The organism is Pseudomonas sp. JH-2 (assembly GCF_036231725.1).
GTDB lineage: Bacteria > Pseudomonadota > Gammaproteobacteria > Pseudomonadales > Pseudomonadaceae > Pseudomonas > Pseudomonas delhiensis.
On sequence record NZ_JAZAQP010000056.1, the window covers coordinates 25,071 to 42,132 of the forward strand.

15 protein-coding genes and 1 tRNA gene are annotated in these 17,062 nt (G+C 68.7%); 2 read left to right on the plus strand and 14 right to left on the minus strand.

Features of this window, described 5'->3' with window-relative positions:
- Positions 1–158: 158 nt before the first annotated feature.
- The 8 genes from VV867_RS26875 to leuC all read right to left on the minus strand — a co-directional run bounded on the left by VV867_RS26875 (position 159) and on the right by leuC (position 10,866).
- Positions 159–2,975 carry a FimV/HubP family polar landmark protein gene (locus VV867_RS26875; RefSeq protein WP_328568013.1) on the minus strand — a complete coding sequence of 939 codons (2,817 nt, stop codon included), beginning with the start codon at positions 2,973–2,975 and terminating at the stop codon, positions 159–161.
- A 168-nt stretch (positions 2,976–3,143) separates the two neighbouring features.
- Complete coding sequence (locus tag VV867_RS26880) at positions 3,144–4,136, minus strand: aspartate-semialdehyde dehydrogenase (RefSeq protein WP_328568014.1); 993 nt, start codon at positions 4,134–4,136, stop codon at positions 3,144–3,146.
- 104 nt (positions 4,137–4,240) lie between these two features.
- Positions 4,241–5,395, minus strand: a complete 1,155-nt coding sequence (locus VV867_RS26885) for a type IV pilus assembly protein FimV (RefSeq protein WP_328568015.1) — start codon at positions 5,393–5,395, stop codon at positions 4,241–4,243.
- A gap of 228 nt (positions 5,396–5,623) precedes the next feature.
- Positions 5,624–6,736 carry an aspartate-semialdehyde dehydrogenase gene (gene asd, locus VV867_RS26890; RefSeq protein WP_109933258.1) on the minus strand — a complete coding sequence of 371 codons (1,113 nt, stop codon included), beginning with the start codon at positions 6,734–6,736 and terminating at the stop codon, positions 5,624–5,626.
- An 83-nt stretch (positions 6,737–6,819) separates the two neighbouring features.
- Positions 6,820–7,902, minus strand: a complete 1,083-nt coding sequence (gene leuB, locus VV867_RS26895; RefSeq protein ID WP_328568016.1) for a 3-isopropylmalate dehydrogenase — start codon at positions 7,900–7,902, stop codon at positions 6,820–6,822.
- A gap of 88 nt (positions 7,903–7,990) precedes the next feature.
- Positions 7,991–8,755, minus strand: coding sequence for a class I SAM-dependent methyltransferase (locus VV867_RS26900; protein ID WP_328568017.1), 765 nt, complete (start codon positions 8,753–8,755; stop codon positions 7,991–7,993).
- Positions 8,756–8,782: 27 nt separating this feature from the next.
- Positions 8,783–9,427 (minus strand): 3-isopropylmalate dehydratase small subunit, encoded by a 645-nt coding sequence (gene leuD, locus VV867_RS26905; protein ID WP_109933261.1) that lies wholly within the window; start codon positions 9,425–9,427, stop codon positions 8,783–8,785.
- 11 nt (positions 9,428–9,438) lie between these two features.
- Positions 9,439–10,866, minus strand: a complete 1,428-nt coding sequence (gene leuC, locus VV867_RS26910; RefSeq protein WP_109933262.1) for a 3-isopropylmalate dehydratase large subunit — start codon at positions 10,864–10,866, stop codon at positions 9,439–9,441.
- A 205-nt stretch (positions 10,867–11,071) separates the two neighbouring features.
- On the opposite strand from leuC, the gene VV867_RS26915 reads away from it, so the two are divergent.
- Positions 11,072–11,965 carry a LysR family transcriptional regulator gene (locus VV867_RS26915; protein WP_074984799.1) on the plus strand — a complete coding sequence of 298 codons (894 nt, stop codon included), beginning with the start codon at positions 11,072–11,074 and terminating at the stop codon, positions 11,963–11,965.
- Positions 11,966–12,017: 52 nt separating this feature from the next.
- On the opposite strand, the gene VV867_RS26920 is transcribed toward VV867_RS26915, so the two are convergent.
- On the minus strand, positions 12,018–12,464 hold the full coding sequence (locus VV867_RS26920; RefSeq protein ID WP_109933263.1) for an Hsp20 family protein: 447 nt from the start codon (positions 12,462–12,464) through the stop codon (positions 12,018–12,020).
- A 145-nt stretch (positions 12,465–12,609) separates the two neighbouring features.
- Between VV867_RS26920 and VV867_RS26925 the strand changes: the two genes are divergently transcribed.
- Complete coding sequence (locus VV867_RS26925; RefSeq protein ID WP_275627251.1) at positions 12,610–13,356, plus strand: SDR family oxidoreductase; 747 nt, start codon at positions 12,610–12,612, stop codon at positions 13,354–13,356.
- 459 nt (positions 13,357–13,815) lie between these two features.
- Here the strand turns inward: VV867_RS26925 and VV867_RS26930 are convergent, their stop codons facing one another.
- The 5 genes from VV867_RS26930 to VV867_RS26950 form a co-directional block, all read right to left on the minus strand.
- The gene (locus tag VV867_RS26930; RefSeq protein ID WP_328568018.1) at positions 13,816–14,775 is read right to left on the minus strand and encodes a tRNA dihydrouridine synthase; all 960 of its coding nucleotides are present in this window, start codon (positions 14,773–14,775) and stop codon (positions 13,816–13,818) included.
- Between the two features lie 66 nt (positions 14,776–14,841).
- The gene (locus tag VV867_RS26935) at positions 14,842–15,285 is read right to left on the minus strand and encodes an acyl-CoA thioesterase (RefSeq protein ID WP_328568019.1); all 444 of its coding nucleotides are present in this window, start codon (positions 15,283–15,285) and stop codon (positions 14,842–14,844) included.
- 97 nt (positions 15,286–15,382) lie between these two features.
- Positions 15,383–16,228: an alpha/beta hydrolase gene (locus VV867_RS26940; RefSeq protein ID WP_328568020.1), complete on the minus strand. Its 846-nt coding sequence runs from the start codon at positions 16,226–16,228 to the stop codon at positions 15,383–15,385.
- 22 nt (positions 16,229–16,250) lie between these two features.
- Positions 16,251–16,790: a TetR/AcrR family transcriptional regulator gene (locus VV867_RS26945; protein WP_109933942.1), complete on the minus strand. Its 540-nt coding sequence runs from the start codon at positions 16,788–16,790 to the stop codon at positions 16,251–16,253.
- A gap of 195 nt (positions 16,791–16,985) precedes the next feature.
- Positions 16,986–17,061: transfer RNA gene (locus VV867_RS26950), tRNA-Glu, on the minus strand.
- Between the last annotated feature and the right edge of the window lies 1 nt (position 17,062).

The following is a 17,062-nucleotide window of genomic DNA, read 5'->3' on the forward strand; positions in this document are numbered from 1 at the left end:
TCAGGCCATCCCGAAAAGGCAATCCAGCGCGCTATTCTGCCTGGATTGCCGCGCCCGGGCGATGCGCCTCGACCGGCGCGCCACCGGGCGCAGCATTTGCGCCCCGCCGAAACGACGATGGCAGCCCGGAGGCTGCCATCGTTTCACCCGCACCGCGCTCAGGACAGGCGTTCGAGCAGCTCGCGGGCTTCCTTCTGCTGCTGGTCGCTGCCTTCGCTGATGACCTCGTCGAGGATGTCGCGGGCACCCTCGGCGTCGCCCATGTCAATGTAGGCGCGGGCCAGGTCGAGCTTGGTGGCGGCCTCGTCGGCGCCGGAGAGGAAGTCGAACTCGTCGTCCAGCGCGTCCTCATCCAGCGAGGACGCGTCCAGCGAAGCGGCCTCCAGCGACGGCTCGGCCTCGATCTCGTCTTCCAGCGGCGCCGCCGGGCTGGCCGGCCGCTCGAGGTCGCTGGCGAGCTTGTCCAGCTCGGCGCTGACCTGGTCCAGCTGCGCCGCGAAGCTGTCGTCGGCCGGCAGCTCCTGCGGGGCCTCTTCGGGCAGCGACAGGTCGAAGTCGTCCGCCAGGCCCTCGACCGGCTTGGCCTCAGGCTCGGGCCCCAGGTCGAAGCTGAAGTCGTCGTCGGCGCTCGCGGCGAGCCCGGCGCCTTCCTCACCCAGGTCGAAGAGGAAGTCCTCGTCCTTGGCCGCGGGGGCCGCCGGCTCGTCCGGCAGGTCCAGGGTGAAGTCGTCCAGCGCGTCGCTGGCCGTGGGCGCCACGGGGGCGGCCTTCGCCAGGTCGTCGTCGAGGTCGAGGTCGAAGGCGAAGTCGTCGTCCGGCTGGGCCGGCTGGGCCGCCGCGGCGGGCGCATCCAGGCCCAGGTCGGCTTCCAGGTCGAAGTCCTCGAGGGTCAGCTCGTCGGCCTTGGCTTGCGGCTCGGTGGCGGGGTGCGGCTGGTCGTCGTCCAGCTGCAGGTCGTCCAGGCCCAGGTCGAAGGCATCGTCCAGGTCACCGGCCGCCGCCGCGACAGGCTCGGCGGGCGCGGCGTGGTCCTGGGTCAGGTCGAGGTCGTCGAGACTGAAGTGTTCCAGTTCGTCGCTGCTGGCGGCGGCCGCGGCCAGGCCACCGGCCACGGCAGCCGCCGCGACCATGCCCGGGTAGCGCGATTTCAGCTGCTCCACCTGCGGCTCGGCGCCACCCAGTTCGCGCAGTTCGTTTTCCTGGCGGGCGAAGCCCTCGCGGTCGCCGATCTCGGCCAGGACTTCCATCAGCTTCAGGCGCAGGTCGGCGCGCTGCGGTTCGTCGTAGATGGCGCCCTGCAGCAGTTCGGCGGCCTGGTTGAAACGGCCGTAGGCGATGTAGATGTCGGCCTCGCCCAGCGGGTCGCCGGTCTGCGCGGCGACCTTCTCGCCGGCGGCCGGCGTGCTGGCCGGGGTCACGTCCTCGTCGGCCAGGCTCAGGCTGTCGAATTCGCCGGCAGCCAGTTCCAGCGGCTCGTCCGTCCCGCTCGGGCCGCTCACCGCGGGCTCGACCTTGGCGGCCTCGGCCTGGGCCGCGCGGCGGCGCAGCAGGAGCAGCACCAGCAGCAGGACCAGCACCAGGCTGCCGCCGATGGCGGCCAGCAGGGTCGGGTTGGCCAGCAGTTCCTCAATCAGCCCCGGCTGGTTCTCGGCGGCCGGGGCCGGTGCGGCAGGCTTGGGCGCCGCCGGCTTGGGTTCGGCCGGCTTGGCGGCCGCCGGCGGTGCTGGTTGAGCAGGGGCGGCGGCCTCGGGCTGCGGAGCCGGCGCGGCAGGGGCTTCGGCGGCGGGCGCCGGCGGCTGGCCGGCGGGCGCGGAACCCGGCGCGGCCGGCTGCGGCGGAGTCGCCAGCTCGCCCTGGAGCTTGGCCAGTTGCGCGTCCTTCAGCTGGATCAGCTTCTGCAGCTTGTCCAGCTGGCTCTGCAGGTCGGTCATGCGGCCCTGCAGTTCGTCGTTCTCGCGGCGGGTGCTGTCCAGGCTTTCCTGGGTCACGGCCAGCTTGTCGGAAAGCGCCTTGCCGTTCTTCGCCCCCTTGTCGGAACCCTTGTTCTTGCCGGCTTCGCCGGAGACCAGGCGCAGGTTGTCCTTGCTCTCGGCCTGCTCGGGCGCCGCACCGGCATTGGCGCGGCGGGTGGCGTCCAGCTGGCGGGAGGAACCGGCCAGGCTGCGGCCCTCGCGCCAGGCGCTACGCTGTTCGCGCACCTGCACGTCGGCGTCGCCGGCGGAGCGACTGCGGATCTGTTCGGCATCTGGCAGGCGCAGCACCTGGCCGCTCTTCAGGCGGTTGATGTTGCCGTCGATGAAGGCGTCGGGGTTGAGGTCCTGGATGGCCAGCATGGTCTGGTTGACGGTCACGCTGCCATCAGGACGAGCGCGGGAAGCGATTTCCCACAGGGTGTCGCGGGAACCGGTGCGGTACTCGTTACCGTCCAGGCGGGCCTGGCGCGGCGCGCTGGCCGCGGGGGCCGGCTCCACGGCGCGGGGTGCGGCCGGGGCGGCGGCCACGGGCTGGCGCGCGATGGGTGCGGGCGCCGCAACCGGGGCACGCGGCGCGGCGGCGGCAGCCACCTGCGGCGAGTACAGCGGCGGGTCGAGCAGCACGGTGTATTCGCGCAGCACCCGGCCACTGGGCCAGAGCACCTCCACGAGGAAGTTCAGGTAGGGCTCCTGCACCGGCTTGTCGGAGGTCACATGGATGACGCTCTTGCCGTTGGGCTGGACCACCGCGGTGAACTTGAGCCCGGTGAGGAAAAAGTTGCGATCGACGCCGGACTTGCTGAAGTCCTCCGGCGAAGCCAGCTTGGGAATGATCTCGCCGGCTGACAGGTCGCGGACGTCCGTCACGTCGATATCGGCATTCAGCGGCTGGTTCAGCGCCGAGTGCAGGTGGATGTCCCCCAACCCCAGCGCGTGAGCCATGCCGGTGGTCAACGCAGAAGCAGCCGCAATTGCCTGCACCAGTTTACGAAGCCGGACCATAATCTAATCCCTTGTTTTAACAGCTTTCTTCTGGATTCGTGCGTTTCGGACCGAGCGCCTGGCGCCTGCGATCGCGGCGTCGAAAACACCGTGATCTCCCCCCGCCAGGGCCGTCCAAGCCAGTATTGCCAAGCTAGAATGCTTCTTCAAATATTCGATAAGTATCTTTTACAGATAGTGTTTTATCAATAATGCAGCCAGGCCCGCAGCATTCAGCCCCAAGCCTTTTCGCACATTATCAGACGCAATCCACAAATTGAGGTTGCAGGGGCCAGCGGCCCCCTGACGCACCCGCCCGACCTGGATGGCATCCTGGCCCAGGGCATCGCCGATCACCGTCGGGTAATCGTCCTCGACCAGCTCGATGCCTTCGGCGGCCTCCAGAGCGGCCCGCACCTGCGACAAGGCTATCGGCACGGCGCTGCGCAAGTTGAGGTTCAGGGCGTCGCCGAAGAACACCGGGGCCAGCAGGCAATCCGCCTGCACCCTGCCCTGCAGCTCCGGCAGCAGTTCGTTCAGCTCGGCGTTCAGGCGCCGCTCGATGGCGCTGTAGCCCGAGGCGTCGGCCGCACCGACCTGGCCCAGCAGGTTGAAGGCGTACTGGCGGTCGACGAGGCGCGGCTCCACGGGGCGCGCATTGAGCAGTTCGGCGGTCTGCCGCGCCAGTTCCTGCACGCCTTCGCGGCCCAGCTGCGAGGCGGACAGACAGGCGGTCAGCGATAGCTCCTGCAACTCGACGCAGCCGCGCAGGGCGGCGACCACTTCGGCCACCTCGGCGGCCGGGGCGCAGGGCACGCGCAGCAGCGCCGGGAAGCTGAGCTCGCCCAGGCGGGCCGGGTTCAGCGCCGGCAGCACCAGGGCGCCTTCCACGCTGCCGCTCAGGTCGATCACCGTGCAGCCCTGGGCCAGGGCGCGCGCGGCGTGCTCGCCGGCCACCTCGGCCGAGGTGGCGAACAGCGCCAGCTTCACCTGGGCGAAGGGGAAACCGTCCAGCTCGCGCACCCGCAGGTTGCGGCCGCGGAAGGGCACGCTCTTGCCGGCGGACTCGCCGCTGGCCAGCAGGTGCAGCTCGGCCACGGGGCAGTCCAGCTCTTCCAGCAACTCGACCAGCGCTTCGCCAACCAGACCGGTGGCCCCTACTACAGCAACATCGACGGACATCGAAAATCCCATGGGCTAGAAGGAAACAAGACGCAGCACTTTACTGCCCCCTTCCCCGCCCAGGCAATCGCACCCGCGGCCGTCGATCGCCGTTCGCCCTCACCCTATCGGGCCGTCTCCTGCGCGGCAGCCGGCGCCGCCTGCGGCGTTGGGGTGCCCGCCACGGCGACCGGCGGCTCGGCCGCGGCCTGTTGCCGCGACTGCGCCGCCAGGCGCGCCACCAGGGTGGCGATCTGCGCGTCCTTGAGTTCGATGAGCTTGTTCAGCTTGTCCAGTTGGCTCTGCAGGTCGCCGATCCGGCTGGTCAGCTCCTCGCCCTGGCGGCGCGCGCTGTCCAGGTCTTCCTGCAGCAGCGCCAGGCGCTCCGCGGCGGCCTTCGCCTGAGGCTGCTTCGAGGCCTGCCCGGAAAGCAGACGCAGGTTGTCACGAACCTCCGCCACGGCCGGCGCAGCGCCGGGCGCCGCCTTGCGGGTGGCGTCCAGTGCGCGGGGGCGTTCGCGCCAGCGGGCTTCCTGGGCTTGGAAGTGGCTCACCGCCGCGGCGTGCCCCTGGGCACGGACCTGGCTGGCGTCGGGCAGGCGCAGCACGGCGCCGACCCGCGGCCGGTTGGCGTTGCCGTCGAGGAAGGCCTGCGGGTTGAGCGCCTGGATCGCCCGCATGGTCTGCATCACCGAGGCATCTCCGGCCGGCCGGTGGCGGGAGGCGATGGCCCAGAGGGTATCGCCGGCAGCGATGCGGTGGCCGCCCGAAGGCTCCGGCGCGGCACTGACGGGCACCTGCTGCGCCGACGGTGCGATAGCCGTCGACGGTACGGCGGATACGACCGGCGCGCTGGGCGCCTGGGCGACGGCCTGGTAGCTCGGCGGGTCCAGCAGCAGGGTGTATTCGCGCATGGCCCGCCCTTGCGGCCAGACCACCTGCAGCACGAAATTGACGTAGGGCTCGCGCACCGGCGCGCTGGACCGCATGCGGATCACCCCGCGGCCGTTGCGCCCGACCTCCGGGGTGAAGCGCAACCCGGAAAGGAAGACGTAGTTGGGCTCCATGCCCAGCCGCTCGGCCTCCTGCTGCGGCACCAGGCTGACCTTGAGGTCCTCGCTGCCCAGGTCGCCCATGCCGCGCAGCTCGATCCGTGCATCCAGCGTCTGGCCCAGCGCGGCCTGCGAAGCGATATCCCCCAGTTCCAGCGCGCTGGCGCGCGCCGGCAGGAAAGCGGCCGCGACGGCGGCGGCCAGAAACAAATGCGCGAAGCGGAACATCCCCATCCCCTGCTGTCGATGACTCCCTCCGGCGGCCCCTGCCCGCCGGCCGGCCCCAACGGGCCGGGCAGCGAGGATAATCACAGGGCGCCGGGCGCCAGCCCGCGCTCCGTCACAGAAAACGACGCCGGCGCCGGCGACTTCGCCGTTCTGTCGAGTGATCGACTTTTTCCGCCTGTACAAAGCAAGACGCCGGCACTGGGCCGGCGTCTTCGGGGCGGGAAGCGATCAGCGCTCCAGCAGGATGCGCAGCATGCGCCGCAGCGGCTCGGCCGCGCCCCACAGCAGTTGGTCGCCGACGGTGAAGGCGCCGAGGTACTGCGAGCCCATGTTGAGCTTGCGCAGGCGGCCCACCGGGACGCTCAGGGTGCCGGTGACGGCGGCCGGGGTCAGCTCGCGCATGCTGATCTCGCGCTGGTTGGGGATCAGCTTGACCCAGGGGTTGTGCTGGCTGATCAGGCCATCGATATCGGTCAGCGGCACGTCCTTGTTCAGCTTGATGGTCAGCGCCTGGCTGTGGCAGCGCATGGCGCCGATGCGCACGCAGATGCCGTCCACCGGGATCGGGTTCTTGAAGCGGCCGAGGATCTTGTTGGTTTCCGCCTGGCCCTTCCATTCCTCGCGGCTCTGGCCGTTCGGCAGTTCCTTGTCGATCCACGGGATCAGGCTGCCGGCCAGGGGCGCGCCGAAGTGCTCGGTGGGCAGGGCTTCGCTGCGGATGGCCTCGGCGACCTTGCGGTCGATGTCGAGGATGGCGCTGGCCGGGTTGGCCAGGTCGTCGGCCACGGCGGCGTTGATCGCGCCCATCTGCTTGATCAGCTCGCGCATGTTCTGCGCGCCGGCGCCGGAGGCGGCCTGGTAGGTCATGGCGCTCATCCACTCGACCAGGCCGGCTTCGAACAGGCCGCCCAGGGCCATCAGCATCAGGCTGACGGTGCAGTTGCCGCCGATGTAGTTCTTGGCGCCGGCGTCCAGCGACTGGTCGATGACGCGGCGGTTCACCGGGTCGAGGACGATCACCGCGTCGTCCTGCATGCGCAGGCTGGAGGCGGCGTCGATCCAGTAGCCCTGCCAGCCGGCTTCGCGCAGCTTGGGGAAGACTTCGTTGGTGTAGTCGCCGCCCTGGCAGGTCAGGATGACGTCGAGGGTCTTGAGTTCCTCGATGCTGTAGGCGTCCTTGAGGGTGGCGATGTCCTTGCCGATGGACGGACCTTCGCCACCGACGTTGGAGGTGGTGAAGAACACCGGCTCGATCAGGTCGAAGTCCCGCTCTTCCAGCATCCGCTGCATGAGCACCGACCCCACCATGCCACGCCAACCGATCAGACCTACACGCTTCATCGCTACTACACCTTCGAATAAGTGGTGGACCGCCGCCCCTGCCCGTTCTTTGCGGGAGCCCAGGGGCGGGCGAACCGGAGAGATTACAGATTCCGCAGCGCGGCGACTACCGCATCGCCCATTTCGCGGGTTCCGACCTTCTGGCAGCCTTCGGACCAGATGTCGCCGGTGCGCAGGCCCTGGTCGAGGACCTGGCTCACCGCCTGCTCGATGGCGCTCGCCGCGGCGCCCTGGTTGAAGCTGTAGCGCAGCATCATGGACACCGAGAGGATGGTCGCCAGCGGGTTGGCGATGCCTTTGCCGGCGATGTCCGGCGCCGAGCCGTGGCACGGCTCGTACATGCCCTTGTTGTTGGCGTCCAGGGACGCAGAAGGCAGCATGCCGATGGAACCGGTGAGCATGGAAGCCTCATCCGACAGGATGTCGCCGAACATGTTGTCGGTGACCATCACGTCGAACTGCTTGGGCGCGCGCACCAGCTGCATGGCGGCATTGTCGACGTACATGTGGGAGAGCTCGACGTCCGGGTAGTCCTTGGCCACTTCCTCGACGATCTCGCGCCACAGCTGGCTGGAAGCCAGGACGTTGGCCTTGTCCACCGAGCACAGCTTCTTGCCGCGCACGCGGGCCATGTCGAAGCCGACGCGGGCGATGCGGCGGATCTCGCTTTCGCTGTACGGCAGGGTGTCGTAGGACTGGCGCTCGCCGTTGTCCAGCTCGCGGGTGCCGCGCGGGGCGCCGAAGTAGATGCCGCCGGTCAGCTCGCGGACGATGAGGATGTCCAGGCCGGCGACGATTTCCGGCTTCAGGCTGGAGGCGTCGGCCAGTTGCGGGTAGAGGATGGCCGGGCGCAGGTTAGCGAACAGGCCCAGTTGCGAACGGATCTTCAGCAGGCCGCGCTCTGGGCGGATGTCACGCTCGATCCTGTCCCACTTCGGCCCGCCCACGGCGCCCAGCAGCACGGCGTCGGCCTTGCGCGCGCGCTCCAGGGTCTCGTCGGCCAGCGGCACGCCGTGCTTGTCGATGGCGGCGCCACCGATGACGTCCTCGGTCAGCTCGAAGCCCAGCTGGAACTTGTCGTTCGCCAGTTCGAGAACCTTGACCGCCTCGGCCATGATTTCCGGGCCGATGCCGTCGCCGGGGAGAACCAGAATCTGTTTGCTCATCAATTTTTTCCTTCGGAAAGAGGCTACAGGCTGCAGGCCACAGGCTTCAGGCTTTTTCCTGCCGCCTATAGCCTGCCGCCTGCAGCCGTTATTTTGTCGCCCAGAGCACCAGCACGTCGGTGCTGAAGGAGCCCTCGGCGTCGATCTCGAAATACTCGCGCACCTCAATGCCCACGGAAAGCTGCAGGGCGCGGATGGCCTGGCGCATCACCTCGGGGGTGCGCATGCGCTCGACCCAGGAACTGAACTCCAGGCGCAGGCGCTGGCGGGTGCAGGCGCTGACCGCCAGCCCCGCCTCGCCGACCAGGCGCGCCCACTCGGACGGCGAATAGTCGCGCACGTGGCTGGTGTCGCGCAGCACTTCCACCGCCTGCAGGTGGGTGTCCAGCAACGGCAGCCCGGGGGCCGCCACGTCGATGAAGCAGGCCGTGCCGCCCGGCTTCAGCACCCGGCGCACTTCGCGCAGGGCCTGGCCGACGTCGCGCCAGTGGTGGGCCGAGTAGCGGCTGAAGACGAAGTCGAACTCGCCGTCCTCGAACGGCAGCTGCTCGGCCACGCCCTGGTGCGTAAGGATGTTGCCCAGGCCGCGCTCGGCAGCGGCCGAGGCCACCACGGCGAGCATCTGCTCGGAGAGGTCGTAGGCCACCACTTCGCCGGCCAGCGGTGCGACATGGAAGCTCACGTGCCCCGCCCCGCACCCCAGGTCCAGCACGCGGGCGCCGCGGGTCGCCGACAGTCGCTCGCGCAGCTGGGCGAACTCCTCGCCCTGGGCGTGCACGGCGCTGTTCAGGTACGCGTTGGCCTGAGCGCCGAACTGGCGCTCGACCACGGCTTCATGGCGACTCTGGGTCATGGTTTTCTCCTCGTGGTGCGACGCCATTCAGGCGTCGCGGAACAACCAGGGCTGGCGCTGCTTGTAGCCGGTCTCGAAGTCGCGGATGGCGTCCGCGGCCTGAAGGGTCAGGCCGATGTCGTCCAGGCCGTTGAGCAGGCAGTGCTTGCGGAAGGCGTCCACTTCGAAGTGGTACTGCTTGCCGTCCGGGCGGGTCACGGTCTGCGCGGCGAGGTCGACGGTCAGCTGGTAACCCTCGGTGGCCTCGCACTGCTGGAACAGCTCGTCGACTTCCTCGTCCTTCAGGATGATCGGCAGCAGGCCGTTCTTGAAGCTGTTGTTGAAGAAGATGTCGGCGAAGCTCGGCGCGATCACGGTGCGGAAACCGTACTCGTCCAGCGCCCAGGGCGCGTGCTCGCGGGACGAGCCGCAGCCGAAGTTCTCGCGGGCCAGGAGCACGCTGGCGCCCTGGTAGCGCGGGAAGTTCAGCACGAAGTCCTGGTTGATCGGGCGCCTGGAGTTGTCCTGGTTCGGCTGGCCGACGTCCAGGTAGCGCCATTCGTCGAACAGGTTGGGGCCGAAGCCGGTGCGCTTGATCGACTTGAGGAATTGCTTGGGAATGATCTGGTCGGTGTCGACGTTGGCGCGGTCGAGCGGCGCGACGAGACCGGTGTGCTGGGTAAAGGCTTTCATGTTCGGTCTCCTCAGGCCTGCATCAATTCACGAACGTCGATGAAGCGGCCGGTCACCGCGGCGGCGGCGGCCATCGCCGGGCTCACCAGGTGGGTGCGGCCACCGGCGCCCTGGCGGCCCTCGAAGTTGCGGTTGGAGGTGGACGCGCAATGCTCGCCGCTCTCCAGGCGGTCCGGGTTCATCGCCAGGCACATGGAGCAACCCGGTTCACGCCACTCGAAGCCGGCTTCGAGGAAGATCTTGTCCAGGCCTTCCTGTTCGGCCTGCGCCTTGACCAGGCCGGAGCCCGGCACCACCAGCGCCTGCTTGACGGTGGCGGCGACCTTGCGGCCCTTGGCCACGGCGGCGGCGGCGCGCAGGTCTTCGATCCGCGAGTTGGTGCAGGAACCGATGAACACCCGGTCGAGCTGGATGTCGGTGATCGCCTGGTTGGCGCTCAGGCCCATGTACTTGAGGGCGCGGACGATGGAGTCGCGCTTGACCGGGTCGGCTTCGACGGCCGGGTCCGGCACGTTCTGGTCGACGGCCAGGACCATTTCCGGCGAGGTGCCCCAGCTGACCTGCGGCTTGATGTCCTCGGCGCGCAGCTCGACGATGGTGTCGAAGTGGGCGTCGGCGTCGGAGACCAGGTCGCTCCAGGCTTCCACGGCCTTGTCCCAGTCGGCGCCCTGCGGGGCGAACGGCCGGCCTTTCACGTAGGCGATGGTCTTCTCGTCGCAGGCCACCATGCCGACGCGGGCACCGGCCTCGATGGACATGTTGCAGATGGTCATGCGGCCTTCCATGGACAGCTCGCGGATGGCGCTGCCGGCGAACTCCAGGGCATGGCCGTTGCCGCCGGCGGTGCCGATCTTGCCGATCACCGCGAGGACGATGTCCTTGGCGGTCACGCCGAAGGGCAGCTTGCCCTCCACGCGCACCTGCATGTTCTTCATCTTCTTGGCCACCAGGCACTGGGTGGCGAGCACGTGCTCGACCTCGGAGGTGCCGATGCCGTGGGCCAGCGCACCGAAGGCGCCGTGGGTGGAGGTGTGCGAGTCGCCGCAGACCACGGTCATCCCCGGCAGGGTCGCGCCCTGCTCCGGGCCGACCACGTGGACGATGCCCTGGCGCACGTCGTTCATCTTGAATTCGAGGATGCCGAAGTCGTCGCAGTTCTCGTCCAGGGTCATGACCTGGATGCGCGAGACTTCGTCGGCGATGGCTTGCAGGCCGCCCTTGCGCTCGGCCTGGGTGGTCGGCACGTTGTGGTCCGGGGTGGCGATGTTGGCGTCGATGCGCCACGGCTTGCGGCCGGCCAGGCGCAGGCCTTCGAAGGCCTGCGGCGAGGTCACTTCGTGGAGGATGTGGCGGTCGATGTAGATCAGCGACGAACCATCATCGCGGCGCTTCACCTCGTGCAGTTCCCAGAGTTTGTCGTAGAGCGTCTTGCCGGCCATCAGAGATTCCTCATCAGCGTATTTCTATGCCCCTTGGGCTTGTGGGGATGATGCTATGGTCTGTCGACGAATAACTCAAATTCATATTTTTCATCCGAAGGATTCCCAAAAGGAATGCGGCAGGCTATAAGCTGCAGGCGGCAGGCAAGAGCGCTCCACCCGCTCTTCGCCTGCAGCCTGAAGCCTGCCGCCTGGAGCCGCCCTGATGGACCTGACCAGCCTCAACACCTTCCTCGCCATCGCCGAGTCCGGCAGCTTTTCCGAGGCCGGCGAGCGCCTGCACCTGACGCAGCCGGCGGTGAGCAAGCGCATCGCCGCCCTGGAGAGCCAGCTGGGCGTGCGCCTGTTCGACCGCGTCGGCCGCGAAGTGAGCCTGACCGAGGCCGGCCGCGCCCTGCTGCCGCGGGCCTACCAGATACTCAACGTGCTGGACGACACCCGCCGCGCACTGACCAACCTCAGTGGCGAGGTCAGCGGCCGCCTGGTGCTCGCCACCAGCCACCACATCGGCCTGCACCGCCTGCCGACGCTGCTGCGCGCCTTCACCCGGGCGCACCCGCAGGTGGCGCTGGATATCCAGTTCTGTGACTCGGAAGTGGCCTACGAGGAAATCCTCCACGGCCGCGCCGAACTGGCGGTGATCACCCTGGCCCCGGAAACCGCCGAGCCGGTGCGCGCGGTGCCGGTGTGGGACGACCCGCTGGACTTCGTCGCCGCCCCCGAGCACCCGCTGGCCATGCAGGGCCCGGTGTTCCTCGCCGACGTGGCGCGGCACCCGGCGGTGTTCCCCGGCGGCAACACCTTCACCCACCATATCGTGCGGCGCATGTTCGAGGCCGAGGGGCTGACGCCGAACATCGGCATGAGCACCAACTACATGGAGACCATCAAGATGATGGTTTCCATCGGCCTGGCCTGGAGCGTGCTGCCGCGCACCATGCTCGACGAGACCGTGGTGCGCCTGCCGCTGCAGGACATCCAGCTCAGCCGCCAGCTGGGCTACATCCTGCACACCGAGCGCACCCTGTCCAACGCCGCGCGCGCCTTCATGGCGCTGCTCGACGCCCAGGCGGTGGCGCCCATGGCCTGCGTGGTCTGAAACGGCGGAAAAGAAAAAGGCGCCTTTCGGCGCCTTTTTCATGGCTGGACCATCAACCCTCCAGCGCGGGACGCTGGCCGTTGATGGCAATCCGCTTGGGCTTGGCTTCCTCGGGAACGATGCGTACCAGTTCAATGCTCAGCAGGCCGTTCTTCAGCGATGCGCCCTGGACCTCGATATGGTCGGCGAGGCGGAAGGACAGCTTGAAGGCGCGCTGGGCGATACCCTGGTGCAGGTAGGTGACACCCTCGGAAGCTTTCTCGCGCTTGCCACCGGTGACGGTCAGCACGCCACGCTCCACTTGCAGCTCCAGGTCCTCTTCCTGCAGGCCGGCGGCGGCGACCACGATGCGGTACTGGTCGTCACCATGCTTCTCGACGTTGTAGGGCGGGTAGGAACTGCCGCTTTCGCTGCGCAGGGCGGACTCGAACAGATCGTTGAAACGATCGAAACCGACGGACTGGCGGAACAGCGGTGCGAGAGAAAGTACGTTGCTCATGCGAATCTCCTGAATAATTCAGCAAGGTCATCTATGGAGCCTGTCTGCAGGACTCCGGGAGCGGGACCCGGTTTCGGCCTCCCGCACGAATACAGATAGGGGCGCAACGGCGCCTTTCAAGCCCCCTAGCAGAAGGAACCGCCACATGCGCAAAGTCATGCTGATCACCGGCGCCAGCCGCGGCATCGGTGCCGCCACTGCGCTGCTCGCCGCGGAACGCGGCTATGCCGTTGCCATCAACTACCGCCAACGCGGTGAAGCGGCCGAAGCCCTGGTCCGGCGCATTCGCGAGGCCGGCGGCCGGGCCGAGGCCTTCGCCGCGGACGTCGCCGAGGAGGCCGAGGTGGTGCGGCTGTTCCTGGCCGTCGACAAGGCCTTCGGCCGCCTCGACGCGCTGGTGAACAACGCCGGCATGCTGGAGCGCCAGATGCGCCTGGAGGAGATGGACGCGGCGCGCCTGCAGCGGGTGTTCGCGGTGAACGTCACCGGCAGCTTCCTCTGCGCCCGCGAGGCGGTGCGGCGCATGGCCAGGTCCCATGGTGGCGCGGGCGGCAGCATCGTCAACGTGTCCTCCATGGCCTCGCGCCTGGGCTCGCCCAACGAGTACATCGACTACGCAGCAGCCAAGGGCGCCATCGACAGCATGACCATCGGCCTGGCCAAGGAAGTGGCGGCCGAGGGCATTCGCGTCAACGCCGTGCGCCCGGGACTGATCGACACGGAAATCCACGCCAGCGGCGGCGAGCCGGGGCGCGTGGAACGGCTGAAGAGCGCCATTCCGCTGGGCCGCGGCGGCCAGGCGGAGGAAGTGGCGCGGGCGATCCTGTTCCTGGCCGGGGACGAGTCGAGCTACAGCACCGGGAGCTTCATCGATGTCAGTGGTGGGCGGTAGCGGGGAAACGCCCATGCCTCACGGCGAACTGTAGGAGCGGATTTATCCGCGATTGCGCTGCCCGGGATCGACATATCGCGGACGGAGTCCGCTCCTACAAGGAACACCTCGCAGGATGGCGTTGAGCGAAGCGATACCCATCGCCATGGCCTATCGGGCTCCCGCGTAGGGCGCATAACGCCTATGGCGTTATCCGCCGCTCGGCAGACATCGGCGCCCCAGCCAACGGCGGATAACCGCGAACGGTTATCCGCCCTACGAGAAAGGCACCCGTCGTAGGACCTTGTCCGCGATAGCCGGGGTTCCGGCACGGTTCGCGGATGAGATCCCCCCATACACCGTGCCCTTGTAGGAGCGCGCCCTGCGCGCGAATCGCGGGCAGGGCCCGCTCCTACAGGTTGGCGCCGAATTTCCCACCTATGCCGGACAACCCGCTCGCCACTACCGGAAACGCCTCGGCTACGCGGCCTCTTCCACCTCGACCTGCAGCAGCCGGTCGATCAGCTCGCAGTCGCTCTCGCGGCGGATCTGCGCGAACAGTTCCAGCGCCTCGGGATAGCTGCGGGTGAGCATGCCCAGCCACTGCTTCAGGCGCCCCGGCGCATAGCGTGGCGCCAGCTTGCGCCGGGCCTGGCGCCAGAAGTCGTCGAGCAGCACGCGCACTTCGTGCCAGGGCATCGGCTGCACGTCCCTGCCCTCGCGCCAGGCGGCTATCTGCCGGGCCAGGTCGGGGCGCGAGACCAGGCCGCGGCCGAGCATGATGTCGTCGACGCCGCTGATGGCGCGGCAGCGCAGGTAGTCATCGAGGGTCCAGACCTCGCCGTTGGCGAACACCGGCACCTTCACCGCGTCCGCCACCTTCGCCACCCATTCCCAGTGCGCCGGCGGCTTGTAGCCATCGGTCTTGGTCCGCGCGTGGACCACCACGTGGGCGGAACCGCCGTCGGCCAGGGCGCGGGCGCAATCCAGCGCGCCGTCGGGGGCCTCGTAGCCCAGGCGCATCTTCGAGGTCACCGGGATGTGCGCCGGCACCGCGCGGCGCACGGCCTCGACGATGGCGAACATCAGCTCCGGCTCCTTGAGCAGGACGGCGCCGCCGCGGGACTTGTTCACCGTCTTCGCCGGGCAGCCGAAGTTCAGGTCGATCACCGGCGCGCCCAGCTCGCAGGCGTAGGCGGCGTTTTCCGCCAGGCACTGCGGGTCGGAGCCGAGGAACTGCACGCGCATCGGCGTGCCGGCGCGAGTGCGGCTGCCGTGCAGCAGTTCCGGCGCCAGCTTCTCGTAGGTGGCGAGCGGGTGCAGGCGGTCGGTGACGCGGATGAACTCGGTGACGCACCAGTCGATGCCGCCGACGCGGGTAAGCACGTCGCGGAGGATTTCGTCGACCAGCCCCTCCATCGGGGCCAGGGCAATTTGCACGGCAGGGAACCTTTAGTGTCGAAGGCGGCGAATTCTAGGGGCAGTCACCGCCCGCGCAAAGCGCCGTCAGGCCGGCGTGGCGCCGAGCAGCGCGCGGCCATAGCCTTCGATGAACTCGGCCGGCATGCGCTTGGGCCGGCCGCTGGAGAGTTCGATGCAGACGAAGGTGGTGCGGGCGCGCAGCAGGGTCACGCCGTCGGCCGGGCGCACCAGCTGGAAGCGGCGGTCCATGCGCAGCTTCTGGTCGGACTCGACGATCCAGGTGCCCATCTGCAGTTCCTCGCCCTCATAGGCGGCGGCGAGGTAGTCGATTTCGTGGCGCACCACCGCCATGGCGCGGTTGAGGCGGCGGTATTCGGCCAGGTCCAGGCCCAGGCGCTGCGAGTGGCGCCAGGCGCAGCGCTCCAGCCAGCTGACGTAGACGGCGTTGTTGGCGTGGCCGAGGCCGTCGATGTCCTCGGCGCCCACGCTGATGTCGATGACGAAGGGTTCGGGCAGGTCCCAGGCCATGCGCTTGCTCCATTCCGGGGCCGGGTCCGGGGACCCGGCCGCATGATCGAAGCCGGCAGTTTACAGGGCTCGGCGGCGTCCTGCCCCTCCCCTGTCGTCAGGAGGCCAGCGCCAGGGGCAGCAGGTATTGCTCTTCCTGGCCCTCCAGCAGCGCCAGCACGGCGTCGCTCAGGCGCGGGTCGGCCAGCACGCGCTGGTGGCCGCCGCCTTCCAGGCGCAGCAGGCGGCTGCGTGGCCAGGCCGCATGGATGTCCTGGGCGTCTTCCACCGGCACCTGCGGATCGTCTTCGGCGTGCACCACCAGGCCGGGCATGCCCAGCGTGTAGCGGCTCACGTCCAGCTGCGCCGCCGGCATGCCGGTGTAGGCCTCGACCTGACGGATGAAGCGATACCGCGCCTCGGTCGGCAACCCCATGAAGCTGCCGAAGCGGCGCAACACGGAAATGACCCGGCTCGGCGCGGCTATGCTGACCAGCGCCTCGGTGCGCAGCCCCATCTGGGTGGCCAGCAAGGCACTGGCGCCGCCCATGGAGTGACCGATCACCGCGCGCAGCGGCGGCAGCTCGCTGGCGGCCTCCAGCAAGGCGCGGGCGAACAGCAGCGGATGGGCTTCGCGCCCCGGCGAACGGCCATGGGCCGGGCCATCCAGCGCCACCACGGCATAACCGGCGCCGACCAACTCGCGGATCAGGTGGGCGAACTGTGTCGGCCGCCCCTCCCAACCGTGCATCAGCAGCACCGCCGGGCCTTCGCCCCAGCGCAGCGCGGAGAGGCCGAAGCGCAGGGTGATGCGCTCGGAACTGGCCAGCAGCGGCAGCTCCCAGTCGCGCGGCGGCAGCGCCCGCGGGCTCATGAAGATTTCACGCATGCGCCGCGCCGCCCATTCCGGCGCCACACGCCCCAGGGTGGCGTTGACGCCACGGATCCAGGTCAAGCTGCTCATTGCCAGGTCCTCCTTAGAGGTCTCAATTCACCGCTTTCTTGGCGGCACGCAGGACACGGTCGGACAGGTCGCCCGGGCCCAGGGCCCGCGCCAATGCCAGTCCGCCCACCATCAGGGCGATGTCGGCGAGCACGGTGTCGGCGTCCTCGGGACGCTCGGCCAGCTCGGCGACCATGAGTTCGAGATGTTCGGCCAGGGCTTCGTGGAAGCTCTCCGGCAATTGCGCCATGTCGCCCAGGGAACTGGGGATGGGGCAGCCCGGCTCCTCGCTGTCGCGGTGCCTGCGCGACAGGTAGAAGGCCGCGACCAGTTGCCGGCGCTCGCTGAACGGCATGTCCGGGTCGAAGTGCTTCAGCTTGGCCCGGCGCGTCGACAGCAGGTGGCGGAAGGCCTCCAGCATCAGCGCGTCCTTGCTCTGGAAGTGCGCGTAGAAGCCGCCGACGGTCAGCCCGGCGGCGCCCATCACTTCGCTGACGCTGGGCTCCAGCGGCCCACGGCGGACCAGGGCGTCGGCCGCGGCGCAGAGGATGCGTTCGCGGGTCTGGGCCTTCTTCTCACTCACGGCCTTTTCACTGCTGGCGGTCTTGCGGCTCATGGCGGCCTCCAAAAATATTATGAGCGAAATATTATGCTCATAATAAAAATCAGCAAGCGGCGAAGACGACCGTCGGTCGGGCAGCAAGGTTTTCGGAAGGGGAAAAACAAAAGGGCCACTCGAAAATTGAGTGACCCTATAGGCCCCGCAGAGCGGGAAAATTGGCGTCCCCTAGGGGACTCGAACCCCTGTTACCGCCGTGAAAGGGCGGTGTCCTAGGCCACTAGACGAAGGGGACG

Coding starts and splice junctions, on each gene's coding strand:
- leuD (WP_109933261.1), bottom strand. CDS start 9,427: ATGAAAGCCTTTACCCAGCACACCGGTCTCGTCGCGCCGCTCGACCGC.
- VV867_RS26935 (WP_328568019.1), bottom strand. CDS start 15,285: ATGGCCTGGGACCTGCCCGAACCCTTCGTCATCGACATCAGCGTGGGC.
- asd (WP_109933258.1), bottom strand. CDS start 6,736: ATGAAGCGTGTAGGTCTGATCGGTTGGCGTGGCATGGTGGGGTCGGTG.
- VV867_RS26925 (WP_275627251.1), top strand. CDS start 12,610: ATGCGCAAAGTCATGCTGATCACCGGCGCCAGCCGCGGCATCGGTGCC.
- leuB (WP_328568016.1), bottom strand. CDS start 7,902: ATGAGCAAACAGATTCTGGTTCTCCCCGGCGACGGCATCGGCCCGGAA.
- VV867_RS26875 (WP_328568013.1), bottom strand. CDS start 2,975: ATGGTCCGGCTTCGTAAACTGGTGCAGGCAATTGCGGCTGCTTCTGCG.
- leuC (WP_109933262.1), bottom strand. CDS start 10,866: ATGGCCGGCAAGACGCTCTACGACAAACTCTGGGAACTGCACGAGGTG.
- VV867_RS26920 (WP_109933263.1), bottom strand. CDS start 12,464: ATGAGCAACGTACTTTCTCTCGCACCGCTGTTCCGCCAGTCCGTCGGT.
- VV867_RS26880 (WP_328568014.1), bottom strand. CDS start 4,136: ATGTCCGTCGATGTTGCTGTAGTAGGGGCCACCGGTCTGGTTGGCGAA.
- VV867_RS26940 (WP_328568020.1), bottom strand. CDS start 16,228: ATGAGCAGCTTGACCTGGATCCGTGGCGTCAACGCCACCCTGGGGCGT.
- VV867_RS26900 (WP_328568017.1), bottom strand. CDS start 8,755: ATGACCCAGAGTCGCCATGAAGCCGTGGTCGAGCGCCAGTTCGGCGCT.
- VV867_RS26915 (WP_074984799.1), top strand. CDS start 11,072: ATGGACCTGACCAGCCTCAACACCTTCCTCGCCATCGCCGAGTCCGGC.
- VV867_RS26885 (WP_328568015.1), bottom strand. CDS start 5,395: ATGTTCCGCTTCGCGCATTTGTTTCTGGCCGCCGCCGTCGCGGCCGCT.